At 70.9% G+C, this 24,222-nt stretch carries 27 protein-coding genes; 25 read left to right on the plus strand and 2 right to left on the minus strand.

The window, feature by feature from the left end; genetic code table 11:
* Positions 1–49: 49 nt before the first annotated feature.
* Positions 50–2,017: an ATP-dependent zinc metalloprotease FtsH gene (gene ftsH / locus DEP02_RS23680; protein WP_112469711.1), complete on the plus strand. Its 1,968-nt coding sequence runs from the start codon at positions 50–52 to the stop codon at positions 2,015–2,017.
* A 6-nt stretch (positions 2,018–2,023) separates the two neighbouring features.
* Here ftsH and DEP02_RS23685 read toward each other — a convergent pair whose 3' ends face one another.
* Complete coding sequence (locus DEP02_RS23685) at positions 2,024–2,905, minus strand: MDR/zinc-dependent alcohol dehydrogenase-like family protein (RefSeq protein ID WP_112469712.1); 882 nt, start codon at positions 2,903–2,905, stop codon at positions 2,024–2,026.
* Positions 2,906–3,448: 543 nt separating this feature from the next.
* Between DEP02_RS23685 and DEP02_RS23690 the strand changes: the two genes are divergently transcribed.
* From DEP02_RS23690 to DEP02_RS23770, 17 genes are all read left to right on the plus strand, one after another.
* Positions 3,449–4,045, plus strand: a complete 597-nt coding sequence (locus DEP02_RS23690) for a hypothetical protein (protein ID WP_112469713.1) — start codon at positions 3,449–3,451, stop codon at positions 4,043–4,045.
* A 407-nt stretch (positions 4,046–4,452) separates the two neighbouring features.
* Positions 4,453–4,872, plus strand: coding sequence for a 30S ribosomal protein S16 (gene rpsP, locus DEP02_RS23695; RefSeq protein WP_112469714.1), 420 nt, complete (start codon positions 4,453–4,455; stop codon positions 4,870–4,872).
* Between the two features lie 5 nt (positions 4,873–4,877).
* Positions 4,878–5,117: an RNA-binding protein gene (locus tag DEP02_RS23700; protein WP_039656474.1), complete on the plus strand. Its 240-nt coding sequence runs from the start codon at positions 4,878–4,880 to the stop codon at positions 5,115–5,117.
* 81 nt (positions 5,118–5,198) lie between these two features.
* On the plus strand, positions 5,199–5,768 hold the full coding sequence (rimM, locus tag DEP02_RS23705; protein ID WP_112469715.1) for a ribosome maturation factor RimM: 570 nt from the start codon (positions 5,199–5,201) through the stop codon (positions 5,766–5,768).
* Positions 5,765–6,598 (plus strand): tRNA (guanosine(37)-N1)-methyltransferase TrmD, encoded by an 834-nt coding sequence (trmD, locus tag DEP02_RS23710; protein ID WP_112469716.1) that lies wholly within the window; start codon positions 5,765–5,767, stop codon positions 6,596–6,598. The genes rimM and trmD overlap by 4 nt, the downstream gene beginning before the upstream one ends.
* Positions 6,599–6,732: 134 nt before the next feature.
* On the plus strand, positions 6,733–7,083 hold the full coding sequence (gene rplS, locus DEP02_RS23715; protein WP_112469717.1) for a 50S ribosomal protein L19: 351 nt from the start codon (positions 6,733–6,735) through the stop codon (positions 7,081–7,083).
* A gap of 44 nt (positions 7,084–7,127) precedes the next feature.
* Positions 7,128–7,859 (plus strand): signal peptidase I, encoded by a 732-nt coding sequence (lepB, locus tag DEP02_RS23720; protein WP_112469718.1) that lies wholly within the window; start codon positions 7,128–7,130, stop codon positions 7,857–7,859.
* Positions 7,852–8,943 carry a signal peptidase I gene (gene lepB / locus DEP02_RS23725; protein ID WP_112469719.1) on the plus strand — a complete coding sequence of 364 codons (1,092 nt, stop codon included), beginning with the start codon at positions 7,852–7,854 and terminating at the stop codon, positions 8,941–8,943. Before lepB (DEP02_RS23720) ends, lepB (DEP02_RS23725) begins: the two co-directional genes overlap by 8 nt.
* Entirely contained in the window at positions 8,831–9,841 is a 1,011-nt protein-coding gene (gene lepB / locus DEP02_RS23730; RefSeq protein ID WP_112469720.1) for a signal peptidase I, read from the plus strand. The genes lepB (DEP02_RS23725) and lepB (DEP02_RS23730) overlap by 113 nt, the downstream gene beginning before the upstream one ends.
* A gap of 115 nt (positions 9,842–9,956) precedes the next feature.
* Positions 9,957–10,733 carry a signal peptidase I gene (gene lepB, locus DEP02_RS23735; RefSeq protein WP_112469721.1) on the plus strand — a complete coding sequence of 259 codons (777 nt, stop codon included), beginning with the start codon at positions 9,957–9,959 and terminating at the stop codon, positions 10,731–10,733.
* Positions 10,734–10,743: 10 nt separating this feature from the next.
* Positions 10,744–11,235: an NUDIX hydrolase gene (locus DEP02_RS23740; protein WP_112469753.1), complete on the plus strand. Its 492-nt coding sequence runs from the start codon at positions 10,744–10,746 to the stop codon at positions 11,233–11,235.
* 56 nt (positions 11,236–11,291) lie between these two features.
* Positions 11,292–11,600, plus strand: a complete 309-nt coding sequence (locus DEP02_RS23745) for a DUF2469 domain-containing protein (RefSeq protein ID WP_008745401.1) — start codon at positions 11,292–11,294, stop codon at positions 11,598–11,600.
* A 100-nt stretch (positions 11,601–11,700) separates the two neighbouring features.
* Positions 11,701–12,102, plus strand: coding sequence for a YraN family protein (locus tag DEP02_RS23750; RefSeq protein WP_112469722.1), 402 nt, complete (start codon positions 11,701–11,703; stop codon positions 12,100–12,102).
* Positions 12,102–13,727 carry a YifB family Mg chelatase-like AAA ATPase gene (locus DEP02_RS23755; protein ID WP_112469723.1) on the plus strand — a complete coding sequence of 542 codons (1,626 nt, stop codon included), beginning with the start codon at positions 12,102–12,104 and terminating at the stop codon, positions 13,725–13,727. Before DEP02_RS23750 ends, DEP02_RS23755 begins: the two co-directional genes overlap by 1 nt.
* On the plus strand, positions 13,724–14,884 hold the full coding sequence (gene dprA / locus DEP02_RS23760) for a DNA-processing protein DprA (RefSeq protein ID WP_112469724.1): 1,161 nt from the start codon (positions 13,724–13,726) through the stop codon (positions 14,882–14,884). Before DEP02_RS23755 ends, dprA begins: the two co-directional genes overlap by 4 nt.
* 264 nt (positions 14,885–15,148) lie before the next feature.
* The gene (whiG, locus tag DEP02_RS23765; RefSeq protein WP_073950272.1) at positions 15,149–15,991 is read left to right on the plus strand and encodes an RNA polymerase sigma factor WhiG; all 843 of its coding nucleotides are present in this window, start codon (positions 15,149–15,151) and stop codon (positions 15,989–15,991) included.
* A 75-nt stretch (positions 15,992–16,066) separates the two neighbouring features.
* The gene (locus tag DEP02_RS23770) at positions 16,067–16,624 is read left to right on the plus strand and encodes a TetR/AcrR family transcriptional regulator (RefSeq protein ID WP_112469725.1); all 558 of its coding nucleotides are present in this window, start codon (positions 16,067–16,069) and stop codon (positions 16,622–16,624) included.
* Positions 16,625–16,791: 167 nt separating this feature from the next.
* Here the strand turns inward: DEP02_RS23770 and DEP02_RS23775 are convergent, their stop codons facing one another.
* Positions 16,792–17,478, minus strand: a complete 687-nt coding sequence (locus DEP02_RS23775) for a murein hydrolase activator EnvC family protein (RefSeq protein ID WP_332871996.1) — start codon at positions 17,476–17,478, stop codon at positions 16,792–16,794.
* Between the two features lie 272 nt (positions 17,479–17,750).
* Here DEP02_RS23775 and rpsB point away from each other — a divergent pair, with 272 nt between their 5' ends.
* The 7 genes from rpsB (at position 17,751) to rlmN (ending at position 24,015) form a co-directional block, all read left to right on the plus strand.
* On the plus strand, positions 17,751–18,662 hold the full coding sequence (gene rpsB / locus DEP02_RS23780; RefSeq protein ID WP_112469726.1) for a 30S ribosomal protein S2: 912 nt from the start codon (positions 17,751–17,753) through the stop codon (positions 18,660–18,662).
* Positions 18,663–18,830: 168 nt separating this feature from the next.
* Positions 18,831–19,667, plus strand: coding sequence for a translation elongation factor Ts (gene tsf / locus DEP02_RS23785; protein WP_112469727.1), 837 nt, complete (start codon positions 18,831–18,833; stop codon positions 19,665–19,667).
* Positions 19,668–19,874: 207 nt separating this feature from the next.
* Complete coding sequence (gene pyrH, locus DEP02_RS23790) at positions 19,875–20,633, plus strand: UMP kinase (protein WP_112469728.1); 759 nt, start codon at positions 19,875–19,877, stop codon at positions 20,631–20,633.
* 189 nt (positions 20,634–20,822) lie between these two features.
* Positions 20,823–21,380, plus strand: a complete 558-nt coding sequence (gene frr / locus DEP02_RS23795) for a ribosome recycling factor (protein ID WP_112469755.1) — start codon at positions 20,823–20,825, stop codon at positions 21,378–21,380.
* Positions 21,380–22,564 carry a phosphatidate cytidylyltransferase gene (locus DEP02_RS23800; RefSeq protein ID WP_112469729.1) on the plus strand — a complete coding sequence of 395 codons (1,185 nt, stop codon included), beginning with the start codon at positions 21,380–21,382 and terminating at the stop codon, positions 22,562–22,564. The genes frr and DEP02_RS23800 overlap by 1 nt, the downstream gene beginning before the upstream one ends.
* Positions 22,565–22,665: 101 nt before the next feature.
* Positions 22,666–22,842 carry a hypothetical protein gene (locus tag DEP02_RS33645; RefSeq protein ID WP_157977525.1) on the plus strand — a complete coding sequence of 59 codons (177 nt, stop codon included), beginning with the start codon at positions 22,666–22,668 and terminating at the stop codon, positions 22,840–22,842.
* Positions 22,843–22,908: 66 nt separating this feature from the next.
* Positions 22,909–24,015, plus strand: a complete 1,107-nt coding sequence (gene rlmN / locus DEP02_RS23805; RefSeq protein WP_112469730.1) for a dual-specificity RNA methyltransferase RlmN — start codon at positions 22,909–22,911, stop codon at positions 24,013–24,015.
* The last annotated feature ends 207 nt before the right edge of the window (positions 24,016–24,222 follow it).

The following is a 24,222-nucleotide window of genomic DNA, read 5'->3' on the forward strand; positions in this document are numbered from 1 at the left end:
GGCGCCCTCAGCGCGTGCCGGGGCCCGCCGTCTGCCGTAACGTCCAGATATGAGCAATGCCGCGCCACCACGCAAGGTCCCTGACCAGCCGTGGCGCACCGAAGGTGCCCCGGAGCAGACGTCCGGGCGGCCCGGGGGCGGCAGGATGCGCGGCAGATGGTGGGGTCTGCTCGTCACGGCGGTGATCGTCTTCCTGGTGGCCTACGGCTTGCTGAGCCACTACAGCGCGGGCAACGAGCCGACGATCTCGTACACCGAGTTCAGCAGGCAGGTCGACGCCGGCAACGTCAGCAGGATCTACTCCAAGGGCGACGCGATCCAGGGCCAGTTGAAGAGCGATCGGGACAACCCGGAGGGCGGCGGCAGGTACACCAAGTTCAGGACCCAGCGCCCGGCCTTCGCGGACGACAAGCTCTGGCAGAGCCTGAGCGGTCACCATGTCACGGTGACCGCGCAGCCGGTGGTGCAGGAGCGCGGCCTGCTGGCCAACCTGCTGCTCTCGCTGGCGCCGATCGCGATCCTGGTGGCGCTGTGGGTCTTCTTCGCGCGGCGGATCCGTGCGGGGCTGGGCGGGCCGGGCGGTCTGCTCGGGCGCAAGGAGCCGCCCCGGCCGGTCGAGCTGCAGCCGGGCACCCAGCGCACCACCTTCATGGATGTGGCCGGCATCGACGAGGTCAAGGGCGAGCTGGACGATGTCGTCGACTTCCTGAAGCATCCGGACGCCTACCGTCACATGGGCGCGAAGATGCCCCGGGGTGTGCTGCTGACGGGTCCGCCGGGTACGGGCAAGACCCTGCTCGCGCGGGCGGTCGCGGGGGAGGCGGGGGTGCCGTTCTTCTCGGCGTCGGCGTCCGAGTTCATCGAGATGATCGTGGGCGTCGGTGCGTCACGCGTGCGTGAGCTGTTCGCGGAGGCCCGCAAGGTGGCTCCGTCGATCGTCTTCATCGACGAGATCGACACCATCGGCCGGGCGCGGGGCGGTGGTGCGTCGGTGGGCGGTCATGACGAGCGTGAGCAGACGCTGAACCAGATCCTGACGGAGATGGACGGCTTCTCCGGCTCCGAGGGTGTGATCGTGCTGGCCGCGACCAATCGCGCCGACGTCCTGGACCCCGCACTGACCCGCCCCGGGCGCTTCGACCGGGTGGTCAGCGTGTCGCCGCCGGACCGGGGCGGCCGCGAGGCGATTCTGCGGATCCACACCCGCCGGATCCCGCTCGCCCCGGACGTGGACCTCGCCCGGGTGGCCCGTACGACTCCGGGAATGACGGGGGCCGAGCTGGCCAACCTGGCCAACGAGGCCGCTCTGCTCGCGGTCAAGCGGCGGCAGCAGCGGGTGACGCAGGCCGACTTCTCGGAGGCGCTGGAGAAGGTCCAGCTGGGTGCGGAGCGTGCCCTGGTGATGCCCGAGGAGGAGCGTCGGCGTACGGCGTACCACGAGAGCGGGCACGCCCTGCTCGGCATGCTGCAGCCCGGTGCCGACCCCGTCCGCAAGATCACCATCGTTCCGCGGGGGAGGGCGCTCGGTGTGACGTTGTCGACGCCGGAGTCCGACAAATACGCGTACACGGAGGAGTATCTGCGCGGCCGCATCATCGGCGCGCTGGGCGGCATGGCGGCGGAGCACGTCGTCTACGGGGTCGTCACGACCGGTTCGGAGCACGATCTGGAGCAGGTCACCAACATCGCGCGCGGGATGGTGGCCCGGTGGGGCATGAGCGAGCATCTGGGCCGTCTGTCCGCCCTGCCGAGCGACGCCCAGCAGGCGTACGGGCTGGCGGCGGCCCCGCAGACGCTGGACACGATCGACACCGAGATGCGGCGCATCGTCGACGAGTGCTACGAGGAGGCGTGCCGCAAGCTGCGTGACCACCGGGGGCAGCTGGACGCGCTGGCGCGGGCCCTGCTGGAGAACGAGACGCTGGAGGAGGCCGATGCCTACCGGGTCGCCGGGATTCCCCGTCTGCGGAAGGACGCGGAGCACCATGAGGACGCGGAGCGCCATGGTGTTCCGTAAGGGTGTTCACGGCGTCCGCGCGATCAGGTAGCGGAAGACGTTCGGCATCCACACCGTGCCGTCGGGGCGCTGGTGGGCGTGCAGGGCCTCCGTCAGTTCCTTGTCGACCTGGTTCGGGTCGGCCGCGGCGATCGCCGTGTCGAACAGCCCTGTGGAGAGCAGTCCGCGCACCGCGCTGTCGAGGTCGGCGTAGCCGAAGGGGCAGGCGACCCGGCCGGAGCCGTCCAGGCGCAGGCCGGCGCGGTGGGCCGCCTCCTCGAGGTCGTCGCGCAGGGCGGGACGCCAGCTGCCCGGGCCGTGCGGCGGGTCGGCCGGCTTGGTGGCCGCCCGCAGGACGGACGACGTGGCACAGCGCTCCGGCGGCCCCCAGCCGACCAGCACCACGGGTGCCCCGTGTGCGGCGAGCGGTGTCGCCGCGGTGAGCAGGTCGCCCAGCCCTTCGGAGTCACCGGCGAGGCAGCCGATCGGCTCGAAGGCGGTCACGAGGGTGTAGGGCGTGCGGGCGTCGGCGGCGTCCTGCGGCGATCCGTCGACGATCCGGGCGGTCGGAGTGTGGGGGGTGGCCGGGGAGGACGTACGCGCGTGTGTGTCCCACGGCTTTGGCAGCAGCCGCTGCCGGGCGAGGTCGAGCCGTTCCGGGCGGGAGGAGTCGACACCGGTGACCGTCGCGCCTCTGGACGCCGCCAGGAGCAGGGCCAGTCCGGAGCCGCAGCCGAGCGCCAGCAGCCGCGTGCCGGAGCCCACTTCCAGTCGCTCGTAGACGGCCTCGTAGAGCGGGACCAGCATCCGTTCCTGGATCTCGGACCAGTCACGCGCGCGTGCACGTGGGTCCACGAGAGGCGCCGTCCCCGCGTGATGTACGTGCTGCCGCACGAGCGTAGGTGTCATGGATAAGCGCCCCAATCCGCCGAGAGTTGCCGTTGTGCCCGGTTCCGTGGCCCCCGTGCAGTGCGCTCGCACTTCCCCCGTATGCCAGGTAACTGCGGGCCTCCCCTCGCGTCCAGGGGTCGTGTGGCCCTGCTTGCGGGCTGGAGGTGCCCGGAACGGGGTTTCACGTTCCGGGCAATCCGGGCTCCGGGCCGACGTGTCCGGAAGTCGACGGTCCCATCGGTCCGGCGCCGGGCGTCGGTGGGGCACGGGGTAACGTCGCGGGGGTCGCGGGCGCTGACCGAAGTGAGGCCCTCCGGGCCGGGAAGCGGCCGAAACGCCTCTTGCGCGTGGCTCGATCCCGCAGCACCGGCGTGCGCGACGGGCGTACGCGCCGGTGCGTACTCCCTTTGCGCACCACCTTGGTATGAGCTGCGAGGCTTCTCCGCAGATCAGCGCACCCGCCCTCGTCAGGACGCATCAGCGGCAACTGACGGGTACGTGCAAATTATTTGGGATGCCCCGGAATAGGAACACAGCGGCACCCCGGCTCGTTGTCATTACGTGAGCACGACACCACCTGTTCTCGCCGCAGAGCTGGCGCAGGCGTGGGCCGACATTCAGCGGTACCACCCCGAGCTGCCGGATCTTGCCGCGCCCGAGTCCCTGATCGGGGAGTCGTCGTCCGCGTGCGGACACGAGCTCTCCTTCGAGCGACTGCTCCATGAAGCAGTCCACGGCATCGCCGCCGCGCGCGGGGTACGCGACACCTCCCGCGCCGGCCGCTACCACAACCGCAGGTTCCTCGCGATCGCCGAGGAGCTGGGCCTGGACCATCCCGAGGAGCCGCATCCGAGCAGCGGCTTCTCACTGGTCACGCTCAGCTCCGAGGCGAAGCGGCGGTACCGTCCGACGATCGAGCGCCTCCAGCGTGCGCTGAAGGCCCACACGGCGGCCACGTCCGCCGACACCAGCCGCACCTTCCGCGGCCCGGCCGCCCGCCACGGCTCCTCCGGTGGCGGCGTCCGGGTCAAGGCGGTGTGCGACTGCGGCCGCAACGTCCGGGTCGTCCCCTCGGTCCTGGCCCAGGCCCCGATCATGTGCGGCGGCTGCGGCAAACCGTTCAGGATCCCGGAACCCGTGGGCGCGGCGGCGAACTGAGGATGCGGCTGCTCGTGGCAGCCGCATCGCAAACCGCGGGCGGTCGTGCCTCCCCCAGTGCTGAACGCCTGGGGGGACCCCCAGGGCGATGGGGGGCCCCTGCTCGAGCGGAGTCGAGAACTTGGGGGAGGCTGGACGCGGCCGGCACCCCTGCCGCCGGACTGCCGCGACCCACGTGATCGGCACCCGAAACGCCGGGTGCCGATCACGCATGCCCGGGTACGGCTCACCCCGCCCTCCGCCAAAAGCGACCCGCGGGGTATGGCACAATGGCTAGCTGTACTCGACAGCCGCACAGGACCCCTCTCTCCTCCGGCTGACGCGTCCATCGGGCACCTCGGGTACCGCAACCCCACGCGGCGTCTCCGCCGTGCCCAACCACGTCAATTCCAGGAGAACCCACTCCCGTGGCAGTCAAGATCAAGCTGAAGCGTCTGGGCAAGATCCGTTCGCCTCACTACCGCATCGTTGTCGCCGACTCCCGCACCCGCCGCGACGGTCGGGCGATCGAGGAGATCGGCCTGTACCACCCGGTGCAGAACCCCTCGCGCATCGAGGTCGACGCCGAGCGCGTGGCGTACTGGCTCTCCGTCGGCGCCCAGCCGACCGAGCCCGTGCTCGCCATCCTGAAGAAGACCGGTGACTGGCAGAAGTTCAAGGGCGAGGAAGCCCCTGCTCCGCTGCTGCAGCCGCAGGAGAAGGCCGCGCGCCCGTCGTTCGAGGCCATCGGTGGGGACGACGAGGCCAAGGGTGAGGCGGTCACCCAGAAGAAGAAGGCTGAGAAGAAGGACGAGGCCGGCGCCGAGTCCGAGTCGACCGAGGCCTGAGCAGCATGCTCGAGGAGGCGCTTGAGCACCTCGTGAAGGGCATCGTCGACAACCCTGACGACGTGCAGGTCGCCTCGCGCAACCTGCGCCGCGGAAGCGTGCTCGAGGTCCGGGTCCATCCCGACGACCTCGGCAAGGTGATCGGCCGCAACGGCCGTACCGCGCGCGCCCTGCGCACCGTCGTGGGCGCCATCGGCGGCCGTGGGGTCCGTGTCGACCTGGTCGACGTGGACCACGTCCGCTGACGCTTATCGCAACCGGCTCGGGCCGGGGAGGGCCGCAGGGCCGTCCCCGGCCCGCAGTCGTACGACAGGAGATTTGGACACGTGCAGCTGGTAGTCGCACGGATCGGCCGTGCCCACGGCATCAAGGGCGAGGTCACCGTGGAGGTACGTACCGACGAGCCGGAACTCAGGCTCGCCCCCGGCGCCGTACTGGCCACCGACCCGGCATCCGCCGGACCGCTGACCATCGAGACGGGCCGCGTGCACAGCGGCCGCCTGCTCCTGCGCTTCGCGGGCGTGAGCGACCGCAACGCCGCCGAGGCCCTCCGCAACACCCTCCTGATCGCCGAGGTCGACCCGGAGGAGCTTCCCGAGGGCGAGGACGAGTACTACGACCACCAGCTGATCGACCTCGACGTCGTCACCGGGGACGGCACGGAGGTCGGCCGGATCACCGAGATCTCCCACCTGCCCTCCCAGGACCTGTTCATCGTCGAGCGCCCGGACGGCAGCGAGGTGATGATCCCCTTCGTCGAGGAGATCGTCACCGAGATCGACCTGAAGGAGCAGCGGGCCGTCATCGCCCCGCCACCGGGCCTGATCGACGACCATGCCGACCGCGACGAAGCCGCTGATGGACACAGTGCCCCGCCCAGGGACGACCGCGCATGAGGCTCGACGTCGTCACGATCTTCCCCGAGTACCTGGAACCGCTGAACGTCTCCCTCGTCGGCAAGGCACGCGCGCGTGGGCAGCTGAACGTGCACGTGCACGATCTGCGCGCGTGGACGTACGACCGGCACCACACGGTCGACGACACGCCCTACGGCGGCGGCCCCGGCATGGTGATGAAGACCGAGCCCTGGGGCGACGCCCTCGACTCCGTCCTCGCCGACGGCTACGAGAGCGGCTCCCACACGCCCGCGCTCATCGTCCCGACGCCCAGCGGCCGTCCGTTCACCCAGGAACTCGCCGTGGAGCTCTCCGCGCGTCCCTGGCTGATCTTCACGCCCGCCCGCTACGAGGGCATCGACCGCCGGGTCGTGGACGAGTACGCCACCCGGATGCCCGTCCACGAGGTGTCCATCGGCGACTACGTCCTCGCCGGCGGGGAAGCGGCCGTCCTGGTCGTCACCGAGGCCGTGGCCCGGCTGCTGCCGGGCGTGCTGGGCAACGCCGAGTCCCACCGCGACGACTCCTTCGCGCCCGGCACCATGGCCAACCTCCTGGAGGGCCCCGTCTACACCAAGCCGCCCCTCTGGCGCGGCCGGGGCATTCCCGAGGTGTTGCTCAGCGGCCACCACGGGAAGATCGCCCGCTGGCGCCGCGACGAGGCCCTCAGGCGTACGACGGCCGGCCGGCCCGACCTCATCGAGCGCTGCGATCCCAAGGTCTTCGACAAGAAGGACCGCGAGATGCTGTCCATCCTGGGCTGGGCGCCGGACCCCGACGGCGAGCCGTACGGCAGATTTTGGCGCAGGACCGAGGGCGTGGAAGAATAGGCCGATGTTGTGCGCCGTCCGGCGTGCGCCCCTGCCACGGGGGGACACGACGCCCGCCCCGACGCGCACAGCGTTGATCCCGAACATCTAGTTCCCGTTGATGACCTGTGGCATCAGCGAAGAAAGCAGACGAAATGTCTCACCTGCTCGACTCCGTCGACGCCGCGTCGCTCCGCGAGGACGTCCCGGCCTTCCGCCCGGGCGACACCGTCAACGTCCACGTCCGCGTCATCGAGGGCAACCGCTCCCGTGTGCAGCAGTTCAAGGGCGTGGTGATCCGCCGCCAGGGCTCCGGCGTGCGCGAGACCTTCACCGTCCGCAAGGTCTCCTTCTCCGTCGGCGTCGAGCGCACCTTCCCGGTGCACACCCCGATCGTCGAGAAGATCGAGCTGGTCACCAAGGGTGACGTGCGCCGCGCCAAGCTGTACTACCTGCGTGACCTGCGCGGCAAGGCCGCGAAGATCAGGGAGAAGCGCGAGAGCTGAGCGCCTCCCGGGTTCGGAGCGGGGCCGGATACCATTCGGCCCCGATGGACACCGAAGCACAGCCGACGGAGCGCGACCGCTCCTCCCGCCCTTCCGACACCGGAGCCGAGCAGGCTCCGGGGACACGGGGGCCGGAGGACCGGTCGCGTTCGGCGTTGGTGGCGCGGATCACCGAGTGGCTCCCCGGTGGGCGGATCACCCTGACCGCGCTGATCTGCCTGGTCCTTCTGCTGCTCCTCAACACGTTCGTGGTGCAACCGTTCCAGATTTCGAGCGGCTCCATGGAGCAGGGGTTGAGGATCGGGGACCGCGTTGCCGTAAACAAGTTGGCGTACCGTTTCGGTGCCGCGCCGCGGCGCGGCGATGTCGTTGTGTTCGACGGAACCGAGTACTTCGGGGACGCCGACTACATCAAACGCGTTGTGGGTGTAGGGGGGGACCACGTGGTCTGCTGCGACAAGGACGGGAGGATCCAGGTGAACGGCCGGTCGGTCGACGAGTCGACGTTCCTCCACCCCGGTGACCGCCCCTCCGCGGTGCCGTTCGACGTCGTGGTGCCCGACGGCACTCTGTTCGTCCTCGGTGACCACCGCGGCGCCTCCAGCGACTCCCGCGACCACCTGGGCTCACCGGGCGGCGGCATGATCCCGGTCGGTGACGTGGTCGGCCGGGCGGACTGGATCGTCTGGCCCTCCGGTCACTGGGCCCGCCTGCACCGCCCCGACGCCTACGCGCACGTGCCCGTCGCCGGTCCCGCGGACGGCGCCCATGGGTAGCCGCGGCAGACCGCGCGGCGTCTCCGCCAACGCCGCCGACAACCTCCTGCCCACCGGGGCGCGGCGAGCCGTCAGTCCGGCCGGCGGTCGTACCCGCGCGGAGCGGCGCAAGCTGCAGCGCAAGGTCAGGCGCAGGCGCAGGCGCTCCGCGATCCGGGAGATACCGCTCCTCGTCGGCGTCGCCGTGCTCATAGCCCTGGTGCTGAAGACCTTCCTCGTGCAGGCCTTCGTGATCCCGTCGGGCTCCATGGAGCAGACCATCCAGATCGGCGACCGGGTCCTGGTCGACAAGTTCACCCCCTGGTTCGGTTCCAAGCCGCAGCGCGGAGACGTCGTCGTCTTCCACGACCCGGGCGGCTGGCTGGCCGGGGAGCAGACCGTCAAGAGGGACGACCCCGTCGGCGTCAAACAGGTCAAGCAGGGCCTCACCTTCATCGGCCTGCTGCCCTCCGACGACGAGAAGGACCTCATCAAGCGGGTCGTCGGCGTTGGCGGGGACCACGTCAAGTGCTGCGACGCACAGGGCAGGGTGACCGTCAACGGCGTTCCCCTGAACGAGGGGGACTACCTCTACCCCGGCAACGACCCGTCCAGCGCCCCGTTCGAGATCACCGTCCCCCAGGGCCGGCTGTGGGTGATGGGCGACCACCGGGCCAACTCCGCCGACTCGCGCGCCCACCGGAACACCGCGTACGGCGGCACGGTCTCGGAGGACTCCGTGGTGGGGCGCGCCATGGTCATCGGCTGGCCCATCGGCCGCTGGTCCGTGCTGAAGGAACCAAAAACCTTCTCAACGGTGTCCGACTCGACGGCTGGGTCGACCGCCGCTCCCCGGGTGTCGCATAGGGTTGCCCAGGACGGTCCGAACGGATCGGTTCAGCTCCCGAGCCCTGCGGAACTCCCGCTCGTTATGGGAGTGGTGGGCCTGCGCCGGGCATGGTGCGGGCGGCGGCACGGAGTGAGGAGTTGGCGTGGGGGATGTGGCGGTTGGCGCACGGTCCGGACACGACGGCGAGGAGCACCGCGGACACCCCGTGGAAGCAGCGAGCCGGGCTGTGGACAGCGCCGTGACCCCCGGGAGTGAGAGCGAAGCGGCCGAGGACGGCACAGTGACGGAGCACAGGCGCGGCGGTGACCGGGGGAGCGGTGGCGGCAGCCCGCAGGGGGCGAAGCCGCGTTCCTTCTGGAAGGAGCTGCCCATCCTGATCGGTATCGCGCTGGTGCTGGCGCTGCTGATCAAGACCTTCCTCGTGCAGGCGTTCTCGATCCCCTCGGACTCGATGCAGAACAGCCTGCAGCGGGGCGACCGGGTCCTGGTCGACAAGCTGACCCCGTGGTTCGGCTCCCAGCCCGAGCGCGGCGAGGTCGTCGTCTTCCACGACCCGGACAACTGGCTGGCCGGCGAGCCGACGCCCAGGCCCAACGCGCTGCAGACGGTGCTCAGCTGGATCGGCCTGATGCCGTCCGCGGAGGAGAAGGACCTCATCAAACGTGTCATCGGCGTGGGCGGCGACACCGTCGAGTGCAAGAAGACCGGTCCGCTGCTGGTCAACGGCCACGCGCTGAACGAGCCGTACGTCTACCCGGGCAACACGCCGTGCTCCGTCGACGACCAGGGCGGCCAGTTCAAGGTGAAGGTGCCCGAGGGATTCATCTGGGTCATGGGTGACCACCGGCAGAACTCGCGGGACTCGCGCTACAACCAGAGCGACAAGAACCACGGCATGGTCCCGGTCGAGGAAGTCGTCGGCCGTGCCATCGTCAAGGCCTGGCCGGTCAACCGCTGGGGCACCCTGCCCGTTCCGGACACCTTCGACCAGCCGGGCATCGGTTCGCAGCCCTCGGCGGCGGGCGCCCTGACGGTGGCCCCCCACGGCGTGGCCCTGACCGCGGTCGTGCCGGTGGCGCTGTGGCGGCGCAGGCGGGCCGCGAAGGTCCAGGCCGGCACGGGGAACGCGATGACGGCCACGGGGAACCGCTGAACCACCGGGGCGCCGTCCTCGGCGGGTCCGCTGTGAAACCCCTCGTAAAGGCTCCGGCGGTGGTCGGCAAAGAGGGGCTGCCCCGTCCTGGTACCGCCGGGTAGGGTGCGGGTCCATGGGTGGCGAGAGCACGACGCGTACGGCCCCGCGCGGCAGCGGCACAGGCAGGGGCCCGGCAGGCGGCAAGGCCGGACAGCGGCTGTCCGGGCTGGCCGTGGCGCTGGGCCTGGCGCTGTTCCTCGGCGGATTCGCGTGGGCGGCGGTGGTCTACCGGCCGTACACGGTGCCCACCAGTTCGATGGCACCGGCCATCGACATGGGCGCCCGGGTGCTGGCCCAGCGCGTGGACGGCGGCGAGGTGCGCCGCGGTGACGTCGTCGTCTTCCGCGACAGGACGTGGGTGCAGAACGCGCCCGTGGTCAAGCGTGTGGTCGCCGTCGGCGGCGACACGGTCTCCTGCTGCAAGCAGGGCAAGCTGACCGTCAACGGCAAGCAGATCGACGAGCCGTACCTGAAGGGCGGCGCCGCCGATACCGGCGGCTTCCCGGCAGTGGAGGTGCCGAAGGGCCGGCTGTTCCTGCTCGGCGACGAGCGCCATGGCTCCCTGGACTCCACCGCCCACCTCACGGACGCGGCCGAGGGCACTGTCTCGCGCGACGCCGTGAGCGCCCGGGTCGACGCCGTGGTGTGGCCGATGAACGGCATGCTGGAGCGCCCCACCGGCTTCGAGACGCTCGGCGTCCTGTCCCAGCCGGGCCCGCTGCGCACGATGGTCCTGATGATCGTCTCCGGGGCGGTCCTCGTCCTCGGCGGGGCCGCCTACGGCCCGGTCGCCAAGCTGCTGGGCGGCTCGCGCGCCCGCGCCCGGACGGAGCCCGCCGGTGCCCGCTGAGGTGGTGGACATGCTCGAGGACGGACTGCGCAAGGTGGCGCGGGTGGTCCTGCTCGACCCCGCGGACCGCATCCTGCTGCTGCACGGCCACGAGCCGGACGACCCGGCCGACGACTGGTGGTTCACGCCCGGCGGCGGCCTGGAGGGCGCCGAGACGCGCGAGGAGGCGGCCCTGCGGGAACTCGCGGAGGAGACCGGCATCACCGAGGTCGAGCTCGGCCCGGTGCTGTGGCGCCGCAGGTGTTCGTTCCCGTTCGCGGGCCGACGCTGGGACCAGGACGAGTGGTACTACCTGGCCCGTACGGACCGGACGGCGATCGCGGCCACGGCCCTGACCGAGCTGGAGCGGCGCAGTGTCGCCGGAGCGCGCTGGTGGACGTGTCAGGAACTGATCCGGGCACATGAGACGGTGTATCCGACCAGACTCGCCGAGCTGCTGCGCACACTGCTCGACGAAGGTCCCCCGGCCGGGCCCGTGGTGCTGGACACGGAGATTGTCTAGCGGCTCACGGGACTGGCGCACAATGGTGGGACCGCACGGCTGAAGGGGAACATGCCATGAGCGCCGAGGATCTCGAAAAGTACGAGACCGAGATGGAGCTCAAGCTCTACCGGGAGTACCGCGATGTCGTCGGTCTGTTCAAATACGTGATCGAGACCGAGCGGCGCTTCTACCTCACCAATGACTACGAGATGCAGGTCCACTCGGTCCAGGGTGAGGTGTTCTTCGAGGTGTCGATGGCCGACGCCTGGGTGTGGGACATGTACCGGCCGGCCCGGTTCGTGAAGCAGGTACGCGTCCTGACGTTCAAGGACGTGAACATCGAGGAGTTGAACAAGACCGACCTGGAGCTGCCCGGCGGGTGAGGGCGGCCGGTCGTCGTCACTCTGTGTCGCTCGTGTGGGTGACCGAGTTGTCCACAACCGGCGAGTAACCCACCAAGATCCACTCGGTCGGGGTGAATGCGTGACCGTTGGCGCCGGAGGTGGTGCCGACATGAAGACCCATCAGGCACGCAGCGCACTCGGCAGGTACGGAGAAGGGCTGGCCGCCCGCCGGCTGGCCCAGGCCGGCATGAGGGTCCTGGAGCGCAACTGGCGCTGCGGCAGGACCGGTGAGATCGACATCGTGGCCCGGGACGGCGACGTCCTGGTCGTCTGCGAGGTGAAGACCCGCAGGGAGGGCCTCTTCGAGCATCCGATGGCCGCGGTCACCCCGGAGAAGGCCGAGCGGCTGCGCGGCCTGGCCGAACGCTGGATCCAGTCCCATGGAGGGGCGCCACCCGGAGGCGTCCGCATCGACGTGGTCGGCGTTCTGCTGCCCCGGCGCGGGGCGCCCGTCGTCGAGCACGTACGGGGGGCGGCCTGATGGGGTTCGCGCGTACGTGCTCCGTGGCCCTCGTCGGCGTCGAGGGCGTGGTCGTCGAGGTCCAGGCCGACCTCGAACCGGGCGTCGCCGCGTTCACCCTGGTGGGCCTGCCGGACAAGAGCCTGACCGAGAGCCGGGACCGGGTGCGGGCGGCGGTGGTCAACTCCGGCGGCGAATGGCCGCAGAAGAAACTCACCGTCGGACTCAGCCCGGCCTCGGTGCCCAAGGCGGGCAGCGGCTTCGACCTGGCCGTGGCCTGCGCGGTGCTCGGCGCCGCCGAGCGGATCGACCCCCGGGTGCTCGCCGACCTCGTCATGATCGGCGAACTCGGCCTGGACGGCCGGGTCAGGCCCGTCCGGGGCATCCTGCCGGCGGTGCTGGCCGCCACGGACGCCGGATACGAGCAGGTGGTCGTGCCCGAGTGCGCCGCCGCCGAGGCCGCGCTGGTGCCCGGCGTCTCCGTGCTCGGCATCCGCAGCCTGCGGCAGCTGATCGCCGTGCTGACCGACGAACCGGTGCCCGAGGAACACCCGGACGAACACGGCCGCCCCGATCCCCTCCTCGCCGGTCTGCGCGTGCCCGGCACGGGCGCGGCTGCCGGCATGCACAGCGTGGGCGCCGCCCAGCACGACCAGGAACACGACCTCGCCGACGTCGTGGGCCAGACCTCCGCCCGCACGGCGGTGGAGGTCGCCGCGGCCGGCGGACACCACCTGTTCCTCGAAGGGCCGCCCGGCGCGGGCAAGACCATGCTCGCCGAGCGGCTGCCCGCGGTCCTGCCCCGGCTCGCCCGGCAGGAGTCCCTGGAGGTCACGGCGATCCACTCGGTGGCCGGACTCCTGCCGCCGGGCAAACCGCTGATCGACCTCGCCCCCTACTGCGCCCCGCACCACTCGGCCACCATGCAGGCCCTCGTCGGAGGCGGCCCCGGCATGGCACGGCCCGGTGCCGTCTCCCTCGCCCACCGGGGCGTTCTCTTTCTGGACGAGACTCCCGAGTTCAGCAGCCACGCCCTCGATGCCCTGCGCCAGCCCCTGGAGGCGGGCCATGTGGTGATCGCCCGCAGCGCCGGAGTCGTGCGGTTCCCGGCCAGGTTCCTGATGGTCCTCGCCGCCAACCCGTGTCCCTGCGGCCGATTCTCGCAACGGGACAACCTGTGCGAGTGCCCGCCCTCGGCGATCCGCCGCTACCAGGCCCGACTGTCCGGCCCACTGCTCGACCGGGTCGACCTGCGCGTCGAGGTCGACCCCGTCACCCGCTCCGAGCTCGCCCGGCGCGGTGCCCGGGGCGAGGCCACGGCGACGGTCGCCGACCGGGTCCGGGCCGCCCGGGAACGCGCGGCGGCGCGCCTTGAGGGAACGCCGTGGCGGACCAACAGCGAAGTCCCCGGCCGAGAACTGCGCAGCCGCTGGCACGCGGCCGCCGGAGCGATGGAGGAGGCCGAACGCAGCCTGGAGCGCGGCGTCCTCACCGCCCGTGGCCTCGACCGCGTCCTGCGGGTCGCCTGGACGGTCGCCGACCTCGTCGGCCACGACCGTCCCGACGCCACGGACGTCGCCCTGGCGCTGCAACTGCGCACCGGAGTACCACGCGGTGTGCCCATGGCGATCGGGGCACTGGCGTGAGCCCCCCGGCCGGACCCGACCGCGAACTGCTCGCCCGGGTCTTCCTCAGCCGGGTCCTCGAGCCCGGCGACGAGGTCGGCGGGCGGTGGCTGAGGGAGCTCGGGGCCGATGAGGTGGTCCGGCGGCTGCGGGACGGGACACCGCGGCTCGCCGGGGTGTCGGACAAGCGGTGGGCGGGACTGTGCGCGCGGGCGGCCCTGACCGAACCCGAACGGGACCTCGCCCTCGCACACGAGGCCGGGGTGCGGTTCGTGCACCCCGGCGACATCGAGTGGCCCGCTCAGCTCGACGACCTCGGAGACGGCCGCCCCACGGGACTGTGGGTACGCGGCCGGCCCAGCCTGCGGATATGGGCGCTGCGCTCGGTCGCCGTGGTCGGTGCCCGCGCCTGCACCCAGTACGGCGCCCACATGGCCGCCACCCTCGCCGCCGGCCTCGCCGAACACGGCTGGGTGGTGGTCTCCGGCGGCGCCTACGGAGTCGACGGCGCCGCCCACCGCGGCGCGCTCGGCGCAGGCGGCGCCACCGTCGCCGTCCTGGCCTGCGGCGTCGACCGGCCCTACCCGCGCGGGCACACCGAGTTGATCACCAGGATCGCGCAGCAGGGCCTGGTCGTCGGAGAGCTGCCGCCCGGTGACCACCCGACACCGAGCAGATTCATCGTCCGCAACCGGGTCATCGCGGCGCTCACCCGGGGCACCGTGGTCGTCGAGGCGGCCTACCGCAGCGGATCGCTGGTCACCGTGCGGGCGGCGCAGCGGCTGGGCCGCCACACCATGGGGGTGCCCGGACCGGCCACCAGCGCGCTCTCCGCCGGCGTCCACGAACTCCTGCGCAGCGGGGCCACGCTGGTCACCGACGCCGCGGAAGTCGTCGAGCTGGTCGGCGCCATGGGCGAACTCGCCCCCGACCGGCGCGGCCCCGTGCTCCCGCGCGACCTGCTGGAACCCGATGCCCGGCAGGTCCTGGCCGCGCTGCCCGCCCGCGGCGCGGCAACGCCGGCCGAGATCGCCCGCGGTGCCCGGACGACCCCGGACGACGTGATCGCGAGACTGTACGAACTCCGATCGCTCGGTTACGTCGAACGACTCGGCGAGGGATGGAAGTTGACACGCCAGGCGGTGGTCTCGGCCCGGGCGGGCCGGGACGGATGCTGACCGAGCGTGTTCGACCGTCCGGGGGAATCCCGGACTGCTCCGGGGATTCCCGCAGTTGGGCGTTTTTCCCGATCACCGAGGGTGACGACGGTGACCCGGCGGGGCGCACAGCGGAACGAATCTGCGCACGCTTCACGCCCCGCCGTTCGCGCACCGCGACACTCCAGTCACGCTACGCTCACGTGGTTCCGACCAGAGAGACGATCCCGACCGACAGCTCATCCAGACGCCCGCACTCCACGGCAGAACGGCACAAGGCGACGAATGCCCCAGCACACCTCCGGACCCGACCGGGCGGCGATTCCCCCAGCCGCCCGTGACGGTGGCAGCGTGCGGCCGCCCGCTCCCTCGACGCTCGACGAGCTGTGGCGGTCGTACAAGGCGACGGGGGACGACCGGCTGCGGGAGCAGCTGATCCTGCACTACTCGCCGCTCGTCAAGTACGTCGCCGGCCGGGTGAGCGTCGGCCTGCCGCCCAACGTGGAGCAGGCCGACTTCGTCTCCTCCGGGGTCTTCGGGCTCATCGACGCGATCGAGAAGTTCGACATCGACCGGGAGATCAAGTTCGAGACCTACGCGATCACCCGGATCCGGGGCGCGATGATCGACGAGCTGCGGGCGCTGGACTGGATCCCTCGGTCGGTGCGGCAGAAGGCGCGCAACGTCGAGCGGGCCTACGCGACCCTGGAGGCTCGGCTGCGACGCACCCCGACCGAGGGTGAGGTGGCCGCCGAGATGGGCATCCCGGTGGACGAACTGCACGCCGTCTTCAGTCAGTTGTCGCTGGCCAACGTGGTGGCGCTGGAGGAGCTGCTGCACGTCGGCGGCGAGGGCGGGGACCGGCTGAGCCTCATGGACACCCTGGAGGACACCGCCGCCGACAACCCGGTGGAGGTGGCCGAGGACCGGGAGCTGCGCCGGTTCCTGGCCCGGGCGATCAACACGCTGCCCGACCGGGAGAAGACCGTCGTCACGCTGTACTACTACGAAGGCCTCACGCTGGCCGAGATCGGTAACGTGCTCGGGGTGACCGAGAGCCGGGTCAGCCAGATCCACACCAAGTCGGTGCTGCAGCTGCGCGCCAAGCTGGCGAGCTTCGGACGCTGACCCGGCCGGAGTGCCTCCCGGGGCGGGTGGCGCGTCCGTACAGTGGTCGACGTGCCAAGGATTCGAGCGGCCTCAGTGGCCGAGCACCGGTCGATGCAGCGAGCCGCCCTGCTGGACGCGGCACGGACCCTGCTGTCCGAGGGCGGGACGGAGACGCTGACCTTCCCGGCCCTGGCCGAGCGGACGGGGCTCGCGCGGTCGTCGGTGTACGAGTATTTCCGGTCACGGGCCGCCGTGGTCGAGGAGCTGTGCGAGGTCGACTTCCCGGTGTGGGCCGCGGAGGTCTCGGCGGCCATGGCGGCCGTCGACGGACCGGAGGCCAAGGTCGAGGCGTACGTCCGCAAGCAGCTGGAGCTGGTGGGGGACCAGCGGCACCGGGCCGTCGTGGCGATCTCCGCGAGCGAGCTGGACGCCGGCGCGCGGGAGAAGATCCGGGCCGCGCACGGAGGGCTCGTCGCGATGGTCGTCGAGGCACTGGGAGAGCTGGGACACGAGCAGCCTCGCCTCACGGCGATGCTGGTGCAGGGCGTCGTGGACGCGGCTGTGCGGAGGATTGAGCTGGGGGCCGCGGAGGATCCCGAGCAGATCGCGGAGGCCGCGGTGGGGATGGCCCTGCGGGGGGTGTGCGGCTGAGACACCCAGCCGCGGGCAGAGTCATGCCTCCCCCGTGCTGAACGCCTGGGGGTACCCCCACAAGACTATGGGGGTTCCCCCTGTTCGAGCGGAGTCGAGAACTTGGGGGAGAAGCCGAGAGCCTGGGGGAGACATCCCGCAAGCGCGGGCAAGCGCCCCAACCCATCTCACCCCACCCCGCCCAGCCACAGCCAGGGAGCACGACTGCCCGCAGCTACGGCGGCACGGGCCCGCGACTGGCTCGACGGCTGCGGCAATGGCACCCCCAGTACCGGCAGCAGCCTTGTCGGGCCGTTCAACAGCCACGGGGGGAGCAGCAGCAGAGGATTCAGGTAGGTCTTGGCGCGCAGCAGGCCCCAGTGGACGCACACACCCCCGCAGTGCGACCCCGTCGCCTCCACCGTGCCGATGATCGCGCCCGCCGCCACCTCGTCACCCTTCCGTACGGACGCCGTCACCGGCTCGTACGTCGTCCGCAGCGGTGGGTCTCCCGTGCCCGTCAGCTCGATCGACACCACGCCTCTTCCGGCCACCGGGCCCGCGAAGAACACCCGCCCCGCCGCCACCGCCCGTACGGGAGCGCCCGGCGGCGCGCCGAGGTCCACGCCCCGGTGCCCGGGGCCGTAGACCGTCGCCGGCGGCTCCCAGCCCCGTAGCACCGGCGGGCGTACCCCCACGGGCCACGCCCGGCCCACGGCCGGCACCGACGTGTCCCCTTCGCCCGGACCCGCACCGGCCGGCGGAGCCGGACCGCCGCCGCCCGCCCACGCCACCGAGGCCAGCAGCGCCGCCACGACCCCAGCCGGCAGCCCCAGCCGGGCACCCGCACCCCGCATCGCACGCATCCGAAACATGCGCCCACCGTCCCGTACCCCCGCCGGACCCGGCCGGGGCCTGTGGACAACTCGCCGGTTGTGGACAGCGGCGTCACCCGGGGCCTCCCAAGTCCCGTACACTTCTGATGGCGACCCGGGCCACCGGGTCGACTTCGCACGCCCCGACACGGACCGGCAACGGCCGTTGTCAGCGCCTCTCGGTCCCTCGTGGCACGGCGCATTGCGGGCGTCAGGCGCGGAAGCCGTCCGGCATCCGCGGCACAACCGAGAAACTCAAGGAGAGTACGGCCATGGCCGTCGTCACGATGCGGGAGCTGCTGGAGAGCGGCGTCCACTTCGGTCACCAGACCCGCCGTTGGAACCCGAAGATGAAGCGCTTCATCTTCACCGAGCGCAACGGCATCTACATCATCGACCTGCTCCAGTCGCTGTCGTACATCGACCGCGCCTACGAGTTCGTCAAGGAGACCGTCGCCCACGGTGGCACGGTCATGTTCGTCGGTACGAAGAAGCAGGCGCAGGAGGCCATCGCCGAGCAGGCCACCCGCGTCGGCATGCCCTACGTCAACCAGCGCTGGCTGGGCGGCATGCTCACCAACTTCTCGACCGTCTACAAGCGTCTGCAGCGCCTGAAGGAGCTCGAGCAGATCGACTTCGAGGACGTCGCGGCCTCCGGTCTGACCAAGAAGGAGCTCCTGGTCCTCTCCCGCGAGAAGGCCAAGCTGGAGAAGACCCTCGGCGGTATCCGCGAGATGCAGAAGGTGCCGAGCGCCGTCTGGATCGTGGACACCAAGAAGGAGCACATCGCGGTCGGCGAGGCCCGCAAGCTCAACATCCCGGTCGTCGCCATCCTCGACACCAACTGCGACCCCGACGAGGTCGACTACAAGATCCCGGGCAACGACGACGCGATCCGCTCCGTCACCCTGCTCACCCGTGTGATCGCCGACGCCGTCGCCGAGGGCCTCATCGCCCGCTCCGGCGCCGCCGGTGAGAAGGGCGAGAAGGCCGCGGGCGAGCCGCTCGCCGAGTGGGAGCGCGACCTGCTCGAGGGTGAGAAGAAGGCCGCTGCCGAGGCCGCCGCTCCGGCCGCCGAGGCTGCTCCGGCTGCCGAGGCTGCTCCGGCCGCCGAGGCTGCTCCGGCCGCCGAGGCGGAGAAGCCGGCCGAGGCCGCTCCGGCCACCGAGGGCGAGCAGGCCTGACCCGTCAGCGTCAGCGTTGACGGCGGGAGCGGGGGCATGAAACCGCTCCCGCCGTTCACCCGTGGGTCAGCGGTGCGTCGGCGAACCTCTCTCCAGGGGATGTCCCCCGGGGACTCGCAGGCCCCCTGACCTTCGATCTTCCAGACCTCGAGAAAGATTCACAGACTCATGGCGAACTACACCGCCGCCGATGTCAAGAAGCTCCGCGAGCTCACCGGCGCCGGCATGATGGACTGCAAGAAGGCGCTGGACGAGGCCGAGGGCAACGTCGAGAAGGCCGTCGAGGCGCTGCGCATCAGGGGCCAGAAGGGCGTCGCCAAGCGCGAGAGCCGCTCCGCCGAGAACGGCGCCGTGGTCTCGATCATCGCCGACGACAACTCCTCCGGTGTCCTCGTCGAGCTGAAGTGCGAGACGGACTTCGTCGCCAAGGGCGACAGGTTCCAGGCCGTGGCCCGGACCATCGCCGAGCACGTCGCCAAGACCTCTCCGGCCGACCTCGAGGCCCTGCTGGCCTCCGAGATCGAGTCCGGCAAGACCGTCCAGGCGTACGTGGACGAGGCCAACGCCAACCTCGGCGAGAAGATCGTCCTGGACCGCTTCGCGCAGTTCTCCGACGGCTTCGTGACCGCGTACATGCACCGCACGATGCCCGACCTGCCCCCGCAGATCGGTGTCCTCGTCGAGTTCGACAAGCCGAACGCCGAGGTTGCCAAGGGCGTCGCCCAGCACATCGCCGCCTTCGCGCCGCAGTACCTTTCCAAGGAGGACGTGCCGGCCGACGTCGTCGAGTCCGAGCGCCGTATCGCCGAGGAGACCACCCGCGCCGAGGGCAAGCCCGAGGCCGCGATCGCCAAGATCGTCGAGGGTCGTCTGAACGGCTTCTTCAAGGACGCCACGCTGCTTGGCCAGGCGTACGCGCTCGACCAGAAGAAGTCGGTCCAGAAGGTTCTGGACGAGGCCGGTGTCACCCTGAAGCGCTTCACGCGCATCAAGGTCGGCATCTGAGAGTCTCAGGTCCGTACCGCGACGGACGCCCGACCCGGATAGGGTCGACAGCAGTCGTCCACCTCGCGCGCGTATGCCGTCACGTACACGCGCGCGTGGGGCGACAGCAGAACTGACGAGGAGGCCATTGCCGCTGCATGGGATGCGAAACGCCCCACCGGCAATGGCCTTCTTCGCATGTGCACCACGTAACAGAGGCGGGATCTCATGACCACCAAGGCCCAGAAGAGCGACGACGGCAAAGTAACCGGCCGGTTTCTGCTGAAGCTGTCCGGAGAGGCATTCTCCGGCGGCGGGGGCCTGGGCGTCGACCCGGACGTGGTGCACGCCATCGCCCGTGAGATCGCTGCCGTCGTACGGGACGGCGCGCAGATCGCGGTCGTGATCGGCGGCGGCAACTTCTTCCGCGGTGCCGAACTCCAGCAGCGCGGCATGGACCGTGCCCGCTCGGACTACATGGGCATGCTCGGCACCGTGATGAACTGCCTCGCCCTTCAGGACTTCCTGGAGAAGGAGGGCATCGACAGCCGGGTCCAGACCGCCATCACCATGGGCCAGGTCGCCGAGCCGTACATCCCGCTGCGTGCCGTGCGCCACCTGGAGAAGGGCCGCGTGGTCATCTTCGGCGCCGGTATGGGCATGCCGTACTTCTCCACCGACACCACCGCCGCCCAGCGCGCCCTGGAAATCGACGCCGAGGCGCTGCTCATGGGTAAGAACGGGGTGGACGGGGTTTACGACTCCGACCCGAAGGCCAACCCGGACGCCGTGAAGTTCGACTCGCTCGGCTACGGCGAGGTCATCACACGCGACCTGAAGGTCGCCGACGCCACGGCGATCACGCTGTGCCGCGACAACAGGCTTCCGATCGTCGTCTTCGAACTTCTGACGGAGGGCAATATCGCCCGGGCCGTCAAGGGTGAGAAGATCGGCACGCTTGTGGGTGACCAAGGCAGCCGGGACTGACCGGCGTACCCCGACCGGGGTTCGCCGGGAGGACACCTGTCCGGAGGACGGACGGGACGGACCCTGGCCGGGGGATGGACAATGTCCCGTCGGTCGGGAACCGTGCAGGAAGAAGACGCGACGCAGCCGGCCGCCGGGCCCCGACAAGGAACCGCAGCCGGGCCTACTCAAGACACGCAGGAGCAAGTGGTGATCGAAGAGACCCTCCTCGAAGCCGAGGAGAAAATGGAGAAGGCCGTCGTGGTCGCCAAGGAGGACTTCGCCGCGATCCGCACCGGCCGTGCGCACCCGGCGATGTTCAACAAGATCGTGGCCGACTACTACGGCGCGCTGACGCCGATCAACCAGCTGGCCTCGTTCTCCGTGCCCGAGCCGCGCATGGCCGTGGTGACGCCGTTCGACAAGAGCGCGCTGCGCAACATCGAGCAGGCGATCCGCGACTCCGACCTGGGCGTCAACCCGAGCAACGACGGCAACATCATCCGGGTGGTGTTCCCCGAGCTGACCGAGGAGCGCCGGCGGGAGTTCATCAAGGTCGCCAAGACCAAGGGTGAGGACGCCAAGGTCTCCATCCGCGCCGTGCGCCGCAAGGCCAAGGACGCCATCGACAAGCTGATCAAGGACGGCGAGGTCGGTGAGGACGAGGGCCGTCGTGCGGAGAAGGAGCTCGACGACACCACCGCGAAGTACGTGGCGCAGGTGGACGAGCTCCTGAAGCACAAGGAAGCGGAACTGCTCGAGATCTGATGAACGACTCTTCCTGGGGAGCGCCGCGGCAGGCCGGGTACTGGGGGCCCGCGGATCGGTCACCTGCCCAGGGACCCCTCCCGGGGGTCGCCCCGACGGGTCCCGCCTACGATGCGCATGACGCCCAGCGGACCCGCCCCATGCCCCTCGTGCCCGACGGGCCCGCCCACGGCGGAATCCAGGATGACGACCCGGGGGCTGCTCGGCCGGGCGGCCCCTCGTTCGGCGACGGCACGCCTCAGCAGCCGTACCACCCGCCGCAGCAGCGGCCTTACGACACGCCGCGGACGTCCTCCCACGGGGCGCCGCAGAATCCGGAGCCCATGCCCGACGCCCCGCAGCCGGCGCCCGCGCCGGCACCGCAGAAGAAGAGCGCGGGGCGCGACCTGGGCGCCGCCATAGGCGTCGGGGTCGGGCTCGGCGTGGTGATCGTCGCGTCGCTGTTCGTCGTCAAGACCGTGTTCGTGGGTGTCATCGCGATCGCGGTCGTGGTGGGGCTGTGGGAGCTCACCAAGCGGCTGGAGGAGCGCAAGGGCATCAAGGCGCCGCTCGTGCCGCTGGCGGTCGGCGGAGCGGCCATGGTGGTCGCCGGGTACGCGCGGGGGGCCGAGGGGGCCTGGGTGGCGATGGCGCTGACCGCGCTCGCCGTCCTGGTCTGGCGGATGACACAGCCGCCGGAGGGCTACCTCAAGGACGTCACGGCCGGTGTGTTCGCGGCGTTCTACGTGCCGTTCCTGGCCACGTTCGTGGCGATGATGCTGGCCGCGGACGACGGGCCCCGCCGTGTGATGACCTTCCTCGTCCTCACGGTGGTCAGCGACACGGGCGCGTACGCCGTCGGCTGGCGCTTCGGGCGGCGCAAGCTCGCCCCGCGCATCAGTCCCGGCAAGACCCGCGAGGGCCTGTTCGGCGCGGTCGCCTTCGCGATGGTGGCGGGCGCGCTGTGCATGCAGTTCCTGATCGAGGGCGGCGCCTGGTGGCAGGGCCTCCTCCTCGGCCTCGCGGTCGCCATCAGCGCGACCCTGGGCGACCTCGGCGAGTCCATGATCAAACGTGACCTGGGCATCAAGGACATGGGCACCCTGCTGCCGGGCCACGGGGGCATCATGGACCGCCTGGACTCGCTCCTGCCCACGGCCCCGGTGGTCTGGTTGCTGCTGGTGATCTTCGTCGGCAGCGGCTGACCCACCCGGAACACATGCGCACGGGCCCCCACCCGCCGGGTGGGGGCCCGCCGGCGTCCTGGGCATGGGCCGCCCATCGCGCCCGCCGATAAGATCCCGGCATGGGGCGGGCTCGGCTGGGGGACGACGGCAGATACCACGGCGACCTGCTGTGCCGCTGGTGCGATGCCCTCATCAACCAGGACGGACGGCGCAGACCGCGGCGCTACTGCAACGGTCGGCACCGGACGAAGACGTACCTCTCCTGGATCGGCGCACTGATCGCAGGCCTCTTCTGACCCGGCCACCGGGTTGTCCACAGCCGATCGGGGCCACCCCAGCGGATCTGCGACACTGGTACCACCATGCCCAAGCCCGGAGAACTCACCTTTGTCGCCCCGCGCGGAGTCAAGAAGCCGCCGCGGCACCTTGCCGATCTGTCGCCTGCCGAGCGCAAGGAGGCTGTGGCGGCGATCGGCGAGAAGCCGTTTCGTGCCCGGCAGCTCTCGCAGCACTACTTCGCGCGGTACGCGCACGACCCGGAGCAGTGGACCGACATCCCCGCCGGGTCCCGAGCCAAGCTCCAGGAGGCGCTGCTTCCGGAGTTGATGACGGTCGTACGGCATCTGTCGACCGACCAGGGCACCACCCGCAAGACCCTGTGGCGGCTGTTCGACGGCACGCTCGTGGAGTCGGTGCTGATGCGCTACCCGGACCGGGTGACCATGTGCATCAGCTCGCAGGCAGGCTGCGGCATGAACTGCCCGTTCTGCGCCACCGGACAGGCCGGCCTCGACCGCAACCTGTCGACCGCCGAGATCGTGCACCAGATCGTCGACGGCATGCGCGCCCTGCGCGACGGCGAGGTCCCCGGGGGTCCGGCCCGGCTGTCCAACATCGTCTTCATGGGCATGGGCGAACCGCTCGCCAACTACAACCGCGTCGTCGCCGCCATCCGCGCCCTGACCGCCCCCGAGCCGGACGGCCTCGGGCTGTCCCAGCGCGGGATCACCGTCTCGACGGTGGGCCTGGTCCCGGCGATCCACCGGTTGGCCGACGAGGACTTCAAGTGCCGGCTCGCCATCTCCCTGCACGCCCCCGACGACGAGCTGCGCGACACCCTCGTGCCCGTCAACACACGGTGGAAGGTACGGGAGGTGCTGGACGCCGGCTTCGAGTACACCGCCAGGTCCGGGCGCCGGCTCTCCATCGAGTACGCGCTGATCCGGGACATCAACGACCAGGCGTGGCGCGGTGACCGGCTCGGCCGGCTGCTCAAGGGCAGGCCGGTGCACGTCAACCTCATCCCGCTCAACCCGACCCCCGGCTCCCAGTGGACCGCCTCCCGGCCCGAGGACGAGAAGGCGTTCGTCGAGGCCATCGCCGCCCACGGAGTGCCGGTGACCATCCGGGACACCCGCGGCCAGGAGATCGACGGGGCGTGCGGACAGCTGGCTGCGACCGAGCGATAACCGGACGGTACCCTTGGGGCCGTACACATCTTCATATTCCGACAGGGGAGCGCCACAGCGCTGAGAGTGCGGCACCGGCCGCAGACCCTCTGAACCTCGCCCAGGTCATTCTGGATAGGGAGTTCGGTCAACACTCGAGCTGTTGCGCCCTGCCCGGGCATCCCTCGCGGATCCCGGGCAGGGCCGCGTCTCCTCCTGGCCAACCCA

Origin of the sequence: Streptomyces triticisoli, assembly GCF_003270085.1 — a bacterium.
Taxonomy (GTDB): domain Bacteria; phylum Actinomycetota; class Actinomycetes; order Streptomycetales; family Streptomycetaceae; genus Streptomyces; species Streptomyces triticisoli.